Below are 15708 nucleotides of genomic sequence, written 5' to 3' on the forward strand. Positions count from 1 at the left end.
CGTAGGCCGATCACGGTCTTGCGGCAGGAGCGTGTCGTGAGGTGATGATCGCGGGGTCGGCCGCGCGCCGAACGGGCAGGAACCTCCGCCCCTCAAGCCCGGCGACTGGTCGCCGAGTCCCGCGGGACGGCCCTGGCGGTGGTGTCGGAGGTCGCGGAGGCGACGCGCTCCACGGTTCGGGCGAGGCGGGGCAGCATGCTTCGGTGCCGCAACTGGATCAGGAGGTCGAGAGGCGCCGCGTGCAGGGCTCCTCCCGGTCCGCGCAGCGGGTGCTCGTCGACCAGGACCAGGGTCTGTCCGCCCCAGGGGCGCACTTCGACGGCGATGCGCGCCGTGCCCAAGCGGCCGCTGTCGGCTTCGAGTTCCAGCCGGCGGGGCGGTTCCCACCGGCGGACCACCGTCCGCCCTTCCAGGGTCCAGGGGCCCAGGTCCACGCGATACGCGAGCGCCGCGTCGACCTGCGGCCATCGCCTGTCCAGTGGCCAGGAGGCGGAAGTCCCCACGACCCACTCGGCGTAGAGCCGGGGATCCTCGAGAACCGCCCAGACGGCGTCAGGAGGCTGCTCGATCACTTGGTGTCGAATGGCCACGACAAACCCCAGGAGTAGCGGAGAACACGCGGAGACCGACGAGTACCCGTCCGCACCGGGATCATGCGGCGGTCCGCACGGGCATCACGCGCGGGTCTCCACGGGCATCATGCGCGTCTCCACGGGCATCATGCGCGTCTCCTCCCGGCACGAGGGCCGACAGGTCGTCCGCCTTCCGCCGCTCCCTCGGACACAGCACAGGTCCCGGCAGCCTGGCCCGCAGGACGGGGCGGCTACCGGGACCGGCCGGCGGGGACTACTTGGGCTTGATGGCGTCCTTGGCCTTCTCCTTGGCCGTGCGCAGATCACCCTTGGACTCTTCGGCACGCCCCTCGGCCTTCAGGGACTCGTTGCCCACGGCACCGCCCACGACCTTCTTGACCTTGCCCTTGGCCTGCTCGCCCTTGGCCTGAGCCTTCTCGTCCGCAGCCACAACCGCTCACATCCTGTTTCCTGAGGAGAAATATTTCCTCTCCTGTGTCACCACTTATGACAGTCTCAAACCCGGAACACACCCCACAGAATTCCGGCCACTCCGAGGCCGTAGGAAATATTCGAGATCCGCTGGAGTGGAGATCGTCGGGCAGGGCACACGACGGCTCGGAGGTTGATAATCATGGTTCCTGTTCTTCTCGTTCTCCTGCTCGCCCTGATCCTCTTCGGTGCCGGTTTCGCACTCAAGGCCCTGTGGTGGATCGCTGTCATCGTGCTGGTCGTATGGGTCCTCGGCTTCGTGATCCGGCCCACGGCCAGCGGCGGCAAGCGGGGCCGTTGGTACCGCTGGTAGAAGAATTGATGTGTAGCGTCCGATATTCAGGACACTCGACATCACGAGGAAAGTCACCGAATTTTGATGACGCCTGTACGACTCCGCGGTCTTTCCTGCGGACCCTGAACACAATTTCGATGAGGGAGCCGTTTCATGAGTGACAGCATCTGGGGCTACCAGCCGACCACCGGCCACGTCGCGGGCACCGACCTGACCGGATACAAGGTCGAGGCGACCGACGGCAGCATCGGGAAGGTCGACAAGCACTCGGACGACGTCAGCTCCTCGTACCTCGTCGTCGACACCGGCGTATGGATCTTCGGCAAGCACGTCCTGCTTCCGGCCGGCACCGTGCAGTCCGTCGACCAGGACGAGCAGAAGATCTACGTCGCGCTCACCAAGGACCAGATCAAGAACTCCCCCGAGTTCGACAAGGACAAGCACGTCGGCGACGCCGGATACCACGAGCAGGTCGGCGGCTACTACGAGAACAACCGCGCCTGACCTCGCGGCACCGTACGCCGAGTGGGGCCGCCCGGAAGCACTCCGGGCGGCCCCGCTTTCCGTGCGTCCATGGACTGGCGTTACGAAGGGACAGCGGGCGCGTGAACCCTTGCGACGGCCCCTGTTTGACAGGGCTTCGCTCGGGAACTCGGCGCACGTGGACGATGGTGTCAGGGGTCTGGATCCGTCCGCTGCAGCGGACGGATCCCAGGACATCGAGCTGACGTTGGTGCAGCGGCTGGCGGAGGCCATCGAGTCGATCCGCTCGCGGAGAGCGATGATTCCGGACGTGCCACCGCAGCCGATTGATCGGGCGGATTCTGATCAGTGATCACACCGCCCGCTGTGGAGCGGGTTGACGGCGCACGCTGTCGGGCCTCGGCCGATCGGCCGAGGCCCGACGGTTTCCGGCTCGGCCAGCCGAACCGCGAGGTCAAGGTCCTCGCTCGGGCAGCCGAACCGCGAGGTCAAGGTCTTCGCTCGGGCAGCCGAACCACGAGGTCAAGGTCTTCGAAGGCACGCGGGTCGCGCCGCTTCTGTCGCCGGCCGGGCGCCGCTTCGCATCCGTCCGCGGTCAGCGGCGGGGGCTCCCCTGTTCGGGGTCGTCATCGGGAGTGCTCCAGCCTTCGCCACGCTGTGCGGGGTCGGCCAGGGCCCGTTGTGCCAGTTCCGTGTTCGGCGCCGGGGTGGACACCTTGCGCCGGGTGGCACGTCGACCGCCGACAACGAATGCCGCGATCAGGACGGCGACCACAGCGACACCCGCCACCGTCAGCCAGAGAGCGCCCATGGAAGAAAGGGCCAGTGTGGTGTGCGCTTCGTCGATCATGGATGCCGGGTACCCAGATCCTCGCAAAGCACCCACTTCCGCAGGCCGTGGCGCCTGGAGGCCCAGCGGCCCCCACCTCTTCGGCCGCCCATCGCGGTACGGCGCACCCTGCCTGCCGTTCGGCGACGGCCCACCGACGACGGGGAGCGCCGCGGCGTACGGGGCCACGCGCGACAATCACCCGCATGAACGACGGATCGAACGACACCCAGAGCCGGCTCATCGGCATCGAACGGCTCCTGGAGTCCGGTGAACGCGAAGTGGCCCCCGCCTGGCGGAGGGTGACGCACGGGGAGCCGCGCTGGGCGGTGACCGCCGCGATCCTGGTGGCGGTCGTCCTCCAGCTCAAGCTTCCTGAGCGGTTGACCCTCCTGCCGTTCGGCGTGCTGCCGGCCCTCGAAGTGGTCCTGCTGCTGGGGCTCGTCGCCGCCAACCCCCGCCGGGTCGAGCCCCGGAACAAGTGGCTGCGGTCGCTGGGGCTGGCCCTCATCGGGCTCATCAGCCTGGCCAACGGCTGGGCCGCGGCCGAGCTGGTGCGGGGCCTCGTCCACGGCGGCGAAGGGACGAACGCCACGACGCTGCTGCTGACCGGCGGCAACATCTGGCTCACCAACGTCATCGTGTTCGCCCTGTGGTTCTGGGAGTTGGACCGGGGCGGGCCGGCGAACCGCATGATGGGCCACCGCCAGTACGCCGACTTCCTCTTCGTCCAGATGCAGAGCCCCGAATCCGCGCCGCCCGACTGGGAACCGGCGTTCCTGGACTACCTGTACCTCTCCTTCACCAACTCCGCCGCCTTCAGCCCGACCGACGTGATGCCGCTGTCCCGCTGGGCCAAGATGCTGATGATGCTCCAGTCCACCGTCTCCCTGGTCACCGTGGTGCTGGTGGTGTCCCGCGCCGTCAACATCCTGAAGTGATCGTGAGCCGCCCACGGTGGAAGGGCGTCCCTCGGCTCAGCGCGCTCGCGGCCGACCTGGCCGAGCGCGACCCTGCGCCGTCCACCCAGCGGACGCGCCAGCAACAAGATGCGCGCTGCATCTACTCTGCGAGACGCGACGACCGATCGAGGGGAGAGCGGACATGGCCGAGGTGCGGACCGAGCCGGACGCCGGCGGCCCGGGGACGGTGGTCGCCCTCCGCGACGTGAGCGTCCACCGTCACACGACCCGCCAGGTGATCCTCTCGGAGATCGACTGGACGGTACGGGCCGGTGAGCACTGGGCCCTGCTCGGCGCCAACGGCGCGGGCAAGACCACCCTGCTGCGTCTCCTGGGCGCGCTGATGCATCCGACGACCGGGAGCGTCGAGGTGCTCGGCTGCCGGCTCGGCCGGGTCGACGTGCGTGAGCTGCGCGCCCGCATCGGCCATGTGAGCACCGCACAGCGCGTGCCGCAGGACCTCGACGCCCACGGCGTCGTCCTGACGGGCCACACCGGGACCGTACAGCCGCTGTGGCGGAAGTACGACGCCGAGGTGCGCCGGCGCGCTCACGAACTGCTCGCCGAACTGGACATCAAGGAGCTGGCCGACCGGCCGTACGGGGTCTGCTCGGGCGGGCAGCGGGCCCGCGTCCTGATCGCCAGGGCCCTGATGGCCGAGCCTGCCCTGCTCCTGCTCGACGAGCCGTTCAACGCCCTGGATCTGCCCTCCCGGGAGGACCTCGTCGAAGCGATGCAGCGGCTGGCCGAGAGCCGCCCGCACCTCGCCACCGTGACGGTCACCCACCACCTGGAGGAGCTGTCCCCGGCCGTCGGCCGGGCGCTGCTCCTGCGCGAGGGGCGCGTCCTGGCGCAGGGGCCCGTCGAGGACACCCTGACCGATTCCCGGATGACCGATTGCTTCGGCCGGCGGATCAGCGTGGTCCGGCACGGCGGCCGATGGGCTGCCTATTCCGGCTCCCACCAGGGTAGTTGACAGCGGTACGAAGCAACTCGCGGCGCGGGAAAGGAAAGCGACGGGCGCCATGGCCGCCCGTCGAGTGCGGACAGCGCGTGTGGGCCGCCCCCGGTGAGGTCCCCCGACGTGGGCCCAACCGCATGGCGGGGCGCACCAGTTGATGGAGTGTGCCCTGTACGCGCCCCCGTCCGTACGGCGAAAATGCGCCTGTCGACGGTCTTTTCGCCAAGACACCGAGTACCCCGCCGCCAAGTCACCAGGAAAGCAGGTCGGCTGTCGTGCTGTTGCGTCTGCCCACGTCCGTGTCCGAAGCACAGGAGTACCTGACCCAAGGGGCGGTGCCGATCGGCGGCGCCACACTGGTGTGGGCCACCTGGCAACGGGACGGGTTCCCCGACCACGCCATGTCGCTGCGTGAACTCCCGGAGGCCAACACGATCGAGCCCGACGCCCTGGGCGCGGCCGTGGTGCTGAACCGCATCGACGGCCGTGTACCGGAGGTGCTGCGCCGCGCGGCCTCCACGGTGGGGACCGGCGCGGTCCGCCGGACGGCCACGGTGGGCGGCAACATCGTGGGCAGCACGCTGCGTTGCCTGCTCCCCGCGGCCCTCGTCCTGGACGCCCGCGCGGTGGTCCTGGAGCCGGAGGGTGTCACCGAGACCGATCTGGCCGAGGTGATCGCCAAGCGTCATCTGCTCCTGAGCCTGCGCTGGCGCACACCGGTCACCAGCAACTACGTCAAGGCCCCGGCCGAGCCGGGCGGACCGTCGCCGCTCGTCGTCGCCGCCGCCCTGCACTCCGTCGACGGCGACGGCGACGGTGACGGTGACGGTGACGGCATCGGAGACGGCGTCGGGGACCAGGACAGCAACGGCACAGGCGCAGGCACAGACACAGACACCACCAGCGGCACCACCACCGGCACCACCCTCCTCCGCGTCGCGGTCCGCTCCGAGGACGAGGTGTTCAGCGAGAACGCCGTGTACCGGGGCGACACCGAGGCGGCCCTGCACGCACTGCGGGACGGTTCCCTCGGCCGGCTCCCGGCCCCGGCATGGGATCTCGTCGCCCGACAGGTGACCGACCTTCTGGCACTCTCCACCGACCACTAGGGCCGCTCCCCCGGCCCCCGACACAGGCGACCGGAAATTCAACAGGTGGTGAGCGGTCGTACGGATCCGGGGACGGGGGCGTCGGCGCGCTCGTCCCCGGCCGTCCGCGGGCCCGGGGCCCCCGGCCCGTTGACCGGCGTCTCCGCCCGACTCGGGTGCGGGGGCCGGGTACGGACGCCGCCCCGGGGCACCGGCCGACGGGCCGCATCCGTAATTCATCAACGTGGAAATCGCAGGGCCGACTCCCGACTCTGGGTCCAGGCACCGGGAACCTCCCGGACCGCTCGGACGAAGGACGGAGCCCATGCCCTCCACCCGCACCCCAGCCGCCGGTCCCGCACCGGCCGTACGACACAACCTGGTTCTGGTGGTCACCTGCGTCGCCCTCGGCACGGTGGTGGCCGCCATGGCCTCGCTCAACGTGGCGCTTCCCGATCTCGCCCGCGAGACCCATGCCTCGCAGACGCAGTTGTCCTGGATCATCGACGCCTACAGCCTCGTGTTCGCGTCGCTGCTGCTGCCGGCCGGCGCGCTGGGTGACCGGTTCGGCCGCAGGCGGGCCCTGATCGCGGGGCTGACGATCTTCGGCGCCGGGTCCGCCGCCGCCGCGCTGACGACCGAGCCGTCGGCGCTCATCGCGCTGCGGGGCGTCCTCGGTGTGGGTGCGGCGCTGGTCATGCCGGCCACGCTGTCGACCATCACCACGACGTTCCCGCGCGCTCAGCGGGCGCGGGCGGTGAGCGTCTGGGCGGCGGTCGCCGGAGCCAGCGCGCTGGTGGGACTGTTCGCCTCCGGCGCCCTGCTGGAGGGCTGGTCATGGCGCTCGGTGTTCCTGCTGAACGTCACTCTGGCCCTGGTGGCCCTGATCGGAACGCTGCTGTTCGTGCCCGAGTCCGCCGAAGCGAAGCAGCCCAGGCTCGACGTCGGGGGCGCCCTGCTCGCCGTGGCCGGTCTGGTGGCGCTCGTCTACTCGGTCATCGAGGCGCCGACCCGCGGGTGGGCCGACCCGGTCACGCTCGCCGGGATCGGGCTGGGTCTGGTCGTGCTGGCCGGCTTCGTCCTCTTCGAGCTGCGCCGCGAGAACCCGTTGCTCGATCCCCGGCTGTTCCGCAACCGCCACTTCGCCGCGGGCTCGCTGTCGATCATGCTTCAGTTCTTCGTGTTCTTCGGGTTCATCTTCGTGATGATGCAGTACCTGCAACTGGTGCGCGGCGACAGCGCCTTGATGGCCGCGACCGCCATGCTGCCGATGGCCGTGACCATGGTTCCGGTCTCCCGGGCGGCCCCGGTGCTGGTCGGCCGGTTCGGTTTCCGGGGACCCTGGGTGGCCGGTCTCGTCGGCGTCGCGGCGGGCATGGGGATCCTCTCCCTGCTGGACGCGTCGAGCCCGTACTGGCTGATCGCGACCGGTCTCGTGCCGCTGGGCGCGGGGATGGGGCTGGCCATGACACCGGCCACGACCTCCATCACGGACGCCCTGCCGCGGTCGCTGCAGAACGTGGGCTCGGCCATGAACGACCTGGCGCGGGAGCTCGGCGGCGCCCTGGGGATCGCCGTGCTCGGCAGCCTGCTCAGCGCCGCCTACCGCGACCACCTGAGCCTGCCCGGTCTGCCGCAGCAGGTGGCGGACGCGGCCCGTTCCTCGCTGGCCGCGGCCCACGCCATCGGCGGCCCGGTCTCCGGCCGGGCGACGACCGCCTTCGTCGACGGCATGCACGTGGCGCTCCTCGGCGCCTCGGCCGCCGCCGTCCTGGCCGCCGTCGCCGTCGCGGCGCTGCTGCGCTCCGCCCCGCGGCCCGAGGAGTCCGCCGAGGCTCACGAGGTCCCGGAGACCTCCGGCGCGCAGGAGCAGCCCTCGTACCTCTGAGCCGTACTCCGCCGGCTCGAAGACCGGTGCCTCGCGCGGTGCGAGGCGCCGGTCTTTCGCACGCCGCGCGGGGCGCGGGCATCCGGCCGCCGGGGCCCCCGGTCGAAGGACGGTAGGGACGGTAGGGACGGTACGGAGCCGGTGCGTCAGGGACGCGCGGCCGGTCGCCCCCTGGCCCCGGTGTCCCGGGCCGGGCGTCCGGGGCCGCGCAGGGCCTGGCGCAGCTGTGGGCTCATGAGGCGGACCAGGTCGTCGGTCGTCATGGAGGAGATCGGCTCCAGGCGCAGCAGATAGCGGGTGGCGATCAGCCCGGCGATCACCGTGGTGAACGCGGTGGCACGCTGACGGGCGTCCCGTCCCGGCACGAGCGTCGCGATCCGGTCGACGATCTCGCGCTCCAGCGCCTCCTTCACCAGTGCGCCGAGGGAGTCGTCGTCGATGGCGGTCTTCATCATCGCGAGCAGGGGCGGCCCCGTCACGGGGTCGTCCCAGACGGCGACGACCTGACGGACGACCCGCTCGGGGAACGTGGTGAGGTCGCCTTCCTCCACGACCCGCGCGAGGAGTTCGGCCGGGTTCGCGCCCAGCGCCAGCGCGGCACCGAACAGCCCCTTCTTCGATCCGAAGTAGTAGCTGATCAGCGCGAGATCGACGTCGGCCTCGGCGGCGACGGACCGGAGGGTCACCGCGTGATAGCCGTCCTCCAGGAAGCGGCGCCGGGCGACCTCCAGGATCGCGGCCCTGGTGTCCGGGCTTCCCGGCCTGCGACCGCGCTGCCCACCGGGTTTATTCATCACGGACGAATTCTAAGGCGCCGTCCGGCACGGTTGCGGGGCGTTCCGATCCGCCACCCTGTGTACCGATGTCGACCTCTTCTTACGAAATGGCATCGTTCATCCGAATGAGTGGTACATCACACATCGAGGCCGTAGCGTCGAGCCAGAGCCGACACCTCGACGGCCATACGAAAGAGCGTCCCGCACGGAGCTGATATGCGCACAAACTCGATCCGGACCGCGTTCACCATCTGCGCGGCCGCGGCGCTCACAGCGGTGATGGGTACCGCTTCCGCCACCCCCGCGACCTCGCACGCGACCTCGCACCCCGCGCGGCACCGCCAGGCGTCCCCCGTACTCGTGGACTGCTTCTGGCATCCGGACGTGCGCCCCGCCGAGTTCATCCTGGCCTGCGGCGACGGCAACAGCCGCCTCGTCTCGCTCCACTGGTCGCAGTGGAACCAGGACTCCGCGGTCGCCCGGGGAGTGAACATGGTGAACGACTGCAAGCCGTACTGCGCGGCGGGCAAGTTCCACTCGTACCCGGTCGTCGTCCGGCTGGACCACCCGCAGCAGTGGAAGAAGAACCCCCACCTGCGGCACTACACGCAGATGACGCTCACCTACACCCAGAACCACCCGGACGGATACGCGCAGAAGGTCAGCTACCCGTTGTGGAACTGACGCCGGGGTCCCTCGCGGACCCGGCACCGCGCGCCTGGGGCCCCGCCCGAGGCCGCCCCAAGGGGTCACCCGAGCACCGGCGCCCGCGCCGGACTCGCCGACGGTGAACACCGCCCGGAACCCCGTAGCCACAGAAACAGGTACAAAATGGGGCATGTGGGTATCCGGCGCATGTCAGTGGACCGTCTCGTCGAACAACCGTCCGGTCGCGGTCTGGTGGCGATCCCGCTCGCGTTGATCGTCGTGATCACCGTGGTGGACATCCGCTCCCCCACCGACGTCCACCTGGGACCCCTGCTCGTCATCGCACCGACCCTCACGGCCTCGCTCGCGGGCCCCGCCCTGACGGCCCTGGTCGGCGTCCTGGCGGTCGCCGCCCAGGTGGTCGTCGCCATCCTGCACGGCGGGATCGGCACAACCAATCACATCGCCCAGCTCATCGCCCTGGTGGTGCTCTCCGCCCTCGTCGTGTTCGTCTGCCGGGTACGGGAGCGACGGGCCCAGGAACTCGTGCGGGCCCGCTCCGTCGCCGAGACCGCGCAACGGGTGCTGCTGCGGCCGCCACCGCGCCGGATCGGCCCGCTGCGCGTGGCCTGGCTGTATCTGGCCGCCGACGACGACACGCAGATCGGCGGCGACCTGTTCGCGGTGACCCGGGCCGTCGACGCGTCCACCCGCGTCATCATCGGCGACGTCCGGGGCAAGGGGCTGGCCGCCATCGGCGAGGCCTCGGTGGTGCTGGGCGCCTTCCGCGAGGGCGCGCACCGCTACGCCACGCTGCCCGAACTGACGGCGGCCCTCGAGGTGAGCGTGTGCCGGGACCTGGACGAGGTGGCCGACACCGAGCACGACCCGGGCGAGCACTTCGTCACGGCGCTCGTCCTCGACATCCCCGATGACGGCAGACAGGTCGAAATGATCAACTGCGGTCATCCGCCGCCGCTGCTCCTGCGCGATCACCAGGTGAGCGTCCTGCACGCACGCCACCCCGTGCCCCCGCTGGGCATGTGCGAACTGCCCGCCTCCAGCCACCACACCGATCCGTTCACCTTCGAGGCCGGCGACTTCCTGCTGCTGTACACCGACGGCGTGATCGAGGCCCGCTCCCCGGAGGGCGCCTTCTACCCGCTGGCCGAGCGCGTCGCCGGCTTCGCCGCCTCCAACCCCGACGTCCTGCTGCGCCAGATCCACGACGACCTCGTCCGGCACATCGGCGACCAGCCCGGTGACGACGCCGCCTTCCTGGTCATCGAACGCACCGCCGCGCACCACCTCCGCCTCGCCCACCACCCCCTGGACGGCCATCACCGGCTTCCCACCGACGGATCGACCCCGCCCGCGCAACGCTGAACCACCGGCGCCGGGGCGCCCCGGCGCGCGCCGCGCGCACATGCCCGGTGGCGAGGCCGGTCGCCGCGGGGCCACGATGGAGGGAGATCGACTCGACGCAGGGGGCACACCCAGGGAGGCTCCTGTGGCCCACACCTTCGCAACGGACGTCCTGGTGGCGGGCGCGGGCCCGGTGGGTCTCACCGCGGCCGCGGAACTGCGCAGGCGCGGGGTCCGCTGCCGTATCGTCGACCGGCTTCCGGAGCGGCTGCCGTACGCGAAGGCCGTGGGCATCCAGCCGCGCACGCTGGAGATCTGGGACCACATGGGGCTCACCCGCACCGTTCTGGAGGCGGCGGCACCGATGTACGGGCAGCTCGCCTACGTCAACGGCGCCGAGAAGGCCCGGATCGACTTCGCCCTGCCGCCCGAGGTGCCGTACGGCTTCGCGGCCCTGCCGCAGTACGAGACGGAACGCATCCTGGAGGAACACCTCGCTCGGTTCGGGACCGCGATCGAACGGGGAACGGAACTGGTCTCGTTCGACCAGGACGCCGACGGTGTGACCGTCTCCCTGCGATCGGCGTCCGGAGCCGAGGAGGAGGTCAGGGCGCGCTATCTGGTGGGCTGCGACGGCGCGCACAGCGTCGTGCGCAAGAAGCTGGGTCTCAGCTTCGAGGGGAGCGCGTTCCCCGAGGAGTACATGCTGGGCGACGTCGAGGTGGACTGGGACATGCCGCCGGGCTACGGCGTCCGTGCCATGCACCACGACGGGGACGGCGCGGTGGACGACATCCTGGTGTGCATCCCGCTGCCCGGCGACAACCGGTACCGGACCTCGATGATGGTCCCGCCCGAACTCTCCGCCGCGGCGCGGAACGACGGGCCGGGCGACCCGTCCGACGGCGTCGCCCACGGCCTGGACGGCAGCGTCGCGCCCGCGCTCTCGGACATCCAGGCGGTGCTGGACCGGATGTCCCCACGGCCCGCGACCGCCTCCCGCCTGCGCTGGTCCTCCGTCTTCCGCATCAGCCACCGGATCGTCGACCGCTACGGCGACGGCCGCGTCTTCGTCGCCGGCGACGCGGCGCACATCCATCCGCCGACGGGCGCCCAGGGTATGAACACCGGCATCCAGGACGCCTGGAACCTCGCCTGGAAACTCGCCCTGGCCGTCGAGGGCGGCGCGCACCCCGAACTCACCGCCAGTTACGACGCCGAGCGGCGGCCCGTGGGCGAGGAGGTCGTCGCGCGCACGGTCCGCCACGCGGCACACGGCGTCCAGGCCGACCCGGACGACCCGACGACCGTGATGCTGCGCGAGGCACAGCTCCTCGTCGGCTACCGCGGCAGCCCGCTCGTGGGCCCGGCCGCGGAATGCCCCGGCCCCCAGCCGGGCGACCGGGCGCCCGACTGCACCGGCCTCACGGCGCACATCGCCGCGTTCCCGCTGCGCCTGTACGACCTCCTGCGCGACCGCGGGCACGTGCTGCTCGTCTACGGGGACGGCGAGCAGGGCCGACAACTCGCCGAAGCAGCGGACGAGTTCTCCTCGGGGCGGGTCGGCACCTGTGTGATCCGGCCCGCCGGAAGCGCCCCGGACACCGCCGGCCCGCCGCAGTACATCGACACGCTCGGCGAGTTCGCCCGTCTCTACGGGGTCTCCGACGGGGCGACCGCCTTCCTGGTCCGCCCGGACGGCTATGTCGGTGCCCGCCTCCGCCCGCCGACGGCGGCGGAGCTGACCGCCCACCTCGCCCGCACCTTCGCCCCGGCCGACTCCGGCACCCGGTGACGGCGTCGGCCCTCCTCGGCCCCGACAGGCCTTCTCAGTCCATCAGTTGGGCCGCGAGGGTCGCGCCGAGCTCCCAGCACGCCTCGATGTCGGCCTTGCCCGGCTCGCCCGTCACCTTCACCGCCTCGGCCGCACGGCGCCAACCGAGGCCCGTCGTCACGGACTCGATGCCGCGCACCGCCCCCGTGACGTCGTTCCCGCCGTGCACGTAGTAGCCGAAGGGGCGCGCGGCCGTGGCGTCCAGGCACGGGTAGTAGACCTGGTCGAAGAAATGCTTCAGGGCGCCCGACATGTACCCGAGGTTGGCCGGGGTGCCGAGCACATAGCCGTCGGCGGCCAGCACGTCGGACGCGGTGGCCTCCAGCGCCGCCCGCCGCACCACCTGGACGCCCTCGATCTCGGGCGCGGTCGCGCCGGAGAGCACCGCTTCGAACATGGCCTGGCAGTTGGGCGAGGGCGTGTGATGCACGATCAGCAGAGTAGGCACACCCCGCACCCTGCCGCGCCGCCCGGCACCACCGCAAGCACCACCCGCCGCGCCGCCCGGCGTCCACGCGAGCAGCACCCGCCGCACTGCCCGGCGTCCACGGCGAGCAGCACCGGCCACGCGGACGTTCACCACCCCGAGCACCACCGGCCACGCCGACGTTCACCACCCCCGGCACCACCGGCCGCGCCAACGTCCGTCTTCCTCCGCACCCCCGGAGATCCGCGCTCCGACACCGTCCGTCACACGCCACGCACATGCCGGAAGGCGGGGTTCCGCCCGGCTGCACGATCGGGCCCACGGTGCAAGGCTTGAAGTAATCCGGAGCCGCTGAAGCCCGGCTGTTTCGGCACACCTAGACCGAAGGGTGATCCGATGACCAGCCGCAAGAAGAAGGACGGCCAGCACACCTCCGGGGCCGGAGCAGCCTCCGCCCCCACCGCCCGGTCCGGCTCCGCCGGGGTCGAGCAGGACGTGGACGAGCTGGTCGCTCGCGGCCTGGAGGCACTGGACGAGTACGCCGACTACACCCAGGAGCAGATCGACCACATAGTGAAGAAGGCCAGTCTGGCCGCGCTCGCCGAGCACACCCGGCTCGCCATGATGGCGGTCGAGGAGACCGGGCGCGGCGTCTTCGAGGACAAGGCCGTCAAGAACATCTTCGCCTGCGAGAACATCACCCACTCGATGAAGGGCGTCAAGACCGTCGGCGTGATCCGGCGCGACGACATCGACGGGATCGTGGAGATCGCCGAGCCCGTCGGGGTGATCGCGGGCGTCACCCCGGTCACCAACCCCACGTCCACCACCATCTTCAAGGCCCTGATGGCGCTGAAGACCCGCAACCCGATCATCTTCGGGTTCCACCCGGCCGCGCAGAACTGCTCCGCCGAGGCCGCCCGGATCGTCCGGGACGCGGCCGTGCGCGCCGGAGCCCCCGCCCACTGCGTGCAGTGGATCGAGCGGCCGTCCAAGGAGGCCACCAGCGCCCTGATGAACCATCCCGGGGTGGCGTCGATCCTGGCCACGGGCGGCAACGCGATGGTCCGGGCCGCCTACAGCTGCGGCAAGCCCGCGCTGGGCGTCGGGGCCGGCAACGTGCCCGCGTACATCGAGAAGAGCGCCCGGATCCGCCGTGCGGTCAACGACGTGGTGCTCTCCAAGACCTACGACTACGGCATGGTGTGCGCCTCCGAACAGGCCGTGATCCTGGACCGGGAGATCCGCGACGAGGCCATCGGGGAGTTCCGCAAACTCAAGGCGTACACGGTCAACGACCACGAGAAGGCGCTGCTGGAGGCGTACCTCTTCGGTGTCGGCGCCGAACAGCAGGGCGGACGCGACTGCGCGGGCGCCCAGTTGAACGCCGACATCGTGGGGCAGAGCGCGGTCGCCATCGCCGAGGGTGCCGGGTTCGAGGTGCCCGAGGACACCTCGGTGCTCCTGGTCGAGGTCTCCGAGGTCGGCGTCGAGGAGCCGCTGACCCGGGAGAAGCTCTGCCCGGTGCTGGCCGTGCTGACGGTGGACAGCCGGGCCGACGGCGTTCGACTGGCCACGGAGATGGTGGAGTTCAACGGTCTGGGCCACTCGGCCGCCGTCCACACCGAGGACCCTGCCTTCGCCGAGGAGTACGGGCACGCCGTCAAGGCGTGCCGGGTGATCTGGAACGCGCCCACCTCGCAGGGCGGAATCGGTGACGTGTACAACGCGTTCATGCCGTCCCTGACCCTGGGCTGCGGCTCGTACGGCAGCAACTCGGTCTCCGGGAACGTCACCGCGCTCAACCTGATCAACATCAAGCGGATCGGGCGGCGGAACAACAACATGCAGTGGTTCAAGATCCCCTCGAAGATCTACTTCGAGCGTGACTCCGTCAAGTACCTGGCCGACATGCGCCGGGGCAGCCGGGTCGTCGTCGTCACCGACAAGACCATGGTGGAGATCGGCCACCTGGAGCGGATCCGCACCGTCCTGCGGCGCCGCAGCGAGCCCACCGAGGTCCGGGTCATCGACAACGTCGAGCCCAACCCGAGCATCGACACCGTGCGCGCGGGCGCCGAGATGATGCGCCACTTCGAGCCGGACACCATCATCGCCCTCGGCGGCGGTTCACCGATGGACGCGGCCAAGGTGATGTGGCTGATGTACGAACACCCGGAGGTCGAGTTCGGGGACCTGAAGGAGAAGTTCTTCGACATCCGCAAGCGCGCGTTCACCTTCCCCGACCTGGGGCAGAAGGCCGACCTGGTGTGCATCCCGACCACCTCGGGCACCGGCAGCGAGGTCACCCCGTTCGCCGTCATCACCGACACCGCCACCGGGCAGAAGTACCCGCTGGCCGACTACGCGCTGACGCCGAGCGTCGCCATCTGCGACCCGGCGCTCACGCTCAACCTGCCCAGGGCCATCACCGCGGACTCCGGCTTCGACGCGCTGACGCACTGTCTGGAGACCTACGTCTCGGTGTACGCCAACGACTTCACCGACGGGCTGGCGCTCCAGGGCATCCGGCTGATCTTCGACAACCTCGAACAGGCCGTGGTGAACGGGCCGAACGACCCCGTGGCCCGGGAACGCATGCACAACGCGGGCACCATCGCCGGCATGGCCTTCGGCTCGGCGTTCCTCGGCGTGGTGCACGCCATGGCGCACACCCTGGGCGCGACCTTCCACGTCGCCCACGGCCGCACCAACGCGCTGCTGCTGCCGCACGTCGTCCGTTACAACGGGTCGGCGCCCACCAAGGTCACCAGTTGGCCGAAGTACCACGAGTACATCGCCCCCGAGCGCTACCAGGACGTCGCCCGGATGCTGAACCTGCCGGCCGACACCCCGGAGGAGGGTGTGGAGTCCCTGGCCCACGCGCTGGAGGAACTGCGCGAGAAGGTCGGCATCCCGCGGTCGTTCAAGGACGCCGGGGTCGACGAGGCGGCGTTCCTGGACGCCCTGCCCGAGCAGGCGATGAACGCCTACGAGGACCAGTGCGCGCCCGCGAACCCGAGGCTGCCGATGCTCGCCGACATGCAGGAACTGATGCGCCGCGCCTACTACGGCGACCCGGTGTGAG

The 15708-nt window shown here is 70.8% G+C and carries 15 protein-coding genes; 10 read left to right on the forward strand and 5 right to left on the reverse strand.

Annotated features, from left to right (window positions below; all coding sequences use genetic code 11):
- Positions 1-92 precede the first annotated feature (92 nt).
- Positions 93-590, reverse strand: a complete 498-nt coding sequence (locus tag ACZ4TO_RS32185; protein WP_451076280.1) for an SRPBCC family protein — start codon at positions 588-590, stop codon at positions 93-95.
- Positions 591-846: 256 nt separating this feature from the next.
- Positions 847-1023, reverse strand: coding sequence for a CsbD family protein (locus tag ACZ4TO_RS32190; RefSeq protein WP_382778748.1), 177 nt, complete (start codon positions 1021-1023; stop codon positions 847-849).
- Positions 1024-1206: 183 nt separating this feature from the next.
- Here ACZ4TO_RS32190 and ACZ4TO_RS32195 point away from each other — a divergent pair, with 183 nt between their 5' ends.
- Positions 1207-1377, forward strand: a complete 171-nt coding sequence (locus ACZ4TO_RS32195; protein ID WP_356288335.1) for a hydrophobic protein — start codon at positions 1207-1209, stop codon at positions 1375-1377.
- 135 nt (positions 1378-1512) lie between these two features.
- The gene (locus ACZ4TO_RS32200; RefSeq protein ID WP_382778749.1) at positions 1513-1863 is read left to right on the forward strand and encodes a PRC-barrel domain-containing protein; all 351 of its coding nucleotides are present in this window, start codon (positions 1513-1515) and stop codon (positions 1861-1863) included.
- A gap of 574 nt (positions 1864-2437) precedes the next feature.
- Here ACZ4TO_RS32200 and ACZ4TO_RS32205 read toward each other — a convergent pair.
- A complete protein-coding gene (locus ACZ4TO_RS32205; protein WP_468026094.1) occupies positions 2438-2692 on the reverse strand; it encodes a DUF6479 family protein in 255 nt (84 codons plus the stop codon).
- A gap of 185 nt (positions 2693-2877) precedes the next feature.
- Here ACZ4TO_RS32205 and ACZ4TO_RS32210 point away from each other — a divergent pair, with 185 nt between their 5' ends.
- From ACZ4TO_RS32210 to ACZ4TO_RS32225, 4 genes are all read left to right on the forward strand, one after another.
- Positions 2878-3612, forward strand: a complete 735-nt coding sequence (locus ACZ4TO_RS32210; RefSeq protein ID WP_382778751.1) for a hypothetical protein — start codon at positions 2878-2880, stop codon at positions 3610-3612.
- A gap of 163 nt (positions 3613-3775) precedes the next feature.
- The gene (locus tag ACZ4TO_RS32215; protein WP_382778752.1) at positions 3776-4609 is read left to right on the forward strand and encodes an ABC transporter ATP-binding protein; all 834 of its coding nucleotides are present in this window, start codon (positions 3776-3778) and stop codon (positions 4607-4609) included.
- A 260-nt stretch (positions 4610-4869) separates the two neighbouring features.
- Positions 4870-5703: an FAD binding domain-containing protein gene (locus ACZ4TO_RS32220; RefSeq protein WP_468026095.1), complete on the forward strand. Its 834-nt coding sequence runs from the start codon at positions 4870-4872 to the stop codon at positions 5701-5703.
- Between the two features lie 304 nt (positions 5704-6007).
- On the forward strand, positions 6008-7570 hold the full coding sequence (locus ACZ4TO_RS32225) for an MFS transporter (RefSeq protein ID WP_385044812.1): 1563 nt from the start codon (positions 6008-6010) through the stop codon (positions 7568-7570).
- A gap of 146 nt (positions 7571-7716) precedes the next feature.
- Here the strand turns inward: ACZ4TO_RS32225 and ACZ4TO_RS32230 are convergent, their stop codons facing one another.
- Entirely contained in the window at positions 7717-8364 is a 648-nt protein-coding gene (locus ACZ4TO_RS32230; RefSeq protein ID WP_382778755.1) for a TetR/AcrR family transcriptional regulator, read from the reverse strand.
- Positions 8365-8562: 198 nt separating this feature from the next.
- Here ACZ4TO_RS32230 and ACZ4TO_RS32235 point away from each other — a divergent pair, with 198 nt between their 5' ends.
- From ACZ4TO_RS32235 to ACZ4TO_RS32245, 3 genes are all read left to right on the forward strand, one after another.
- A complete protein-coding gene (locus ACZ4TO_RS32235) occupies positions 8563-9030 on the forward strand; it encodes a hypothetical protein (protein WP_382778756.1) in 468 nt (155 codons plus the stop codon).
- Between the two features lie 171 nt (positions 9031-9201).
- Positions 9202-10380 (forward strand): PP2C family protein-serine/threonine phosphatase, encoded by a 1179-nt coding sequence (locus ACZ4TO_RS32240; protein ID WP_468026096.1) that lies wholly within the window; start codon positions 9202-9204, stop codon positions 10378-10380.
- A gap of 124 nt (positions 10381-10504) precedes the next feature.
- Positions 10505-12154 carry an FAD-dependent monooxygenase gene (locus ACZ4TO_RS32245; RefSeq protein ID WP_468026097.1) on the forward strand — a complete coding sequence of 550 codons (1650 nt, stop codon included), beginning with the start codon at positions 10505-10507 and terminating at the stop codon, positions 12152-12154.
- A 34-nt stretch (positions 12155-12188) separates the two neighbouring features.
- On the opposite strand, the gene ACZ4TO_RS32250 is transcribed toward ACZ4TO_RS32245, so the two are convergent.
- A complete protein-coding gene (locus ACZ4TO_RS32250; protein ID WP_355764289.1) occupies positions 12189-12641 on the reverse strand; it encodes a flavodoxin family protein in 453 nt (150 codons plus the stop codon).
- Positions 12642-13016: 375 nt separating this feature from the next.
- Here ACZ4TO_RS32250 and adhE point away from each other — a divergent pair, with 375 nt between their 5' ends.
- Entirely contained in the window at positions 13017-15707 is a 2691-nt protein-coding gene (adhE, locus tag ACZ4TO_RS32255) for a bifunctional acetaldehyde-CoA/alcohol dehydrogenase (RefSeq protein WP_382778759.1), read from the forward strand.
- The last annotated feature ends 1 nt before the right edge of the window (position 15708 follow it).

Source organism: Streptomyces sp. NPDC028298 (assembly GCF_055565895.1).

Bases quoted from the DNA above. Each gene is read 5' to 3' on its own strand.
- ACZ4TO_RS32195 (WP_356288335.1), top strand. From the start codon at position 1,207: ATGGTTCCTGTTCTTCTCGTTCTCCTGCTCGCCCTGATCCTCTTCGGT.
- ACZ4TO_RS32200 (WP_382778749.1), top strand. From the start codon at position 1,513: ATGAGTGACAGCATCTGGGGCTACCAGCCGACCACCGGCCACGTCGCG.
- ACZ4TO_RS32205 (WP_468026094.1), bottom strand. From the start codon at position 2,692: ATGATCGACGAAGCGCACACCACACTGGCCCTTTCTTCCATGGGCGCT.
- ACZ4TO_RS32210 (WP_382778751.1), top strand. From the start codon at position 2,878: ATGAACGACGGATCGAACGACACCCAGAGCCGGCTCATCGGCATCGAA.
- ACZ4TO_RS32215 (WP_382778752.1), top strand. From the start codon at position 3,776: ATGGCCGAGGTGCGGACCGAGCCGGACGCCGGCGGCCCGGGGACGGTG.
- ACZ4TO_RS32225 (WP_385044812.1), top strand. From the start codon at position 6,008: ATGCCCTCCACCCGCACCCCAGCCGCCGGTCCCGCACCGGCCGTACGA.
- ACZ4TO_RS32230 (WP_382778755.1), bottom strand. From the start codon at position 8,364: ATGAATAAACCCGGTGGGCAGCGCGGTCGCAGGCCGGGAAGCCCGGAC.
- ACZ4TO_RS32235 (WP_382778756.1), top strand. From the start codon at position 8,563: ATGCGCACAAACTCGATCCGGACCGCGTTCACCATCTGCGCGGCCGCG.
- ACZ4TO_RS32240 (WP_468026096.1), top strand. From the start codon at position 9,202: ATGTCAGTGGACCGTCTCGTCGAACAACCGTCCGGTCGCGGTCTGGTG.
- adhE (WP_382778759.1), top strand. From the start codon at position 13,017: ATGACCAGCCGCAAGAAGAAGGACGGCCAGCACACCTCCGGGGCCGGA.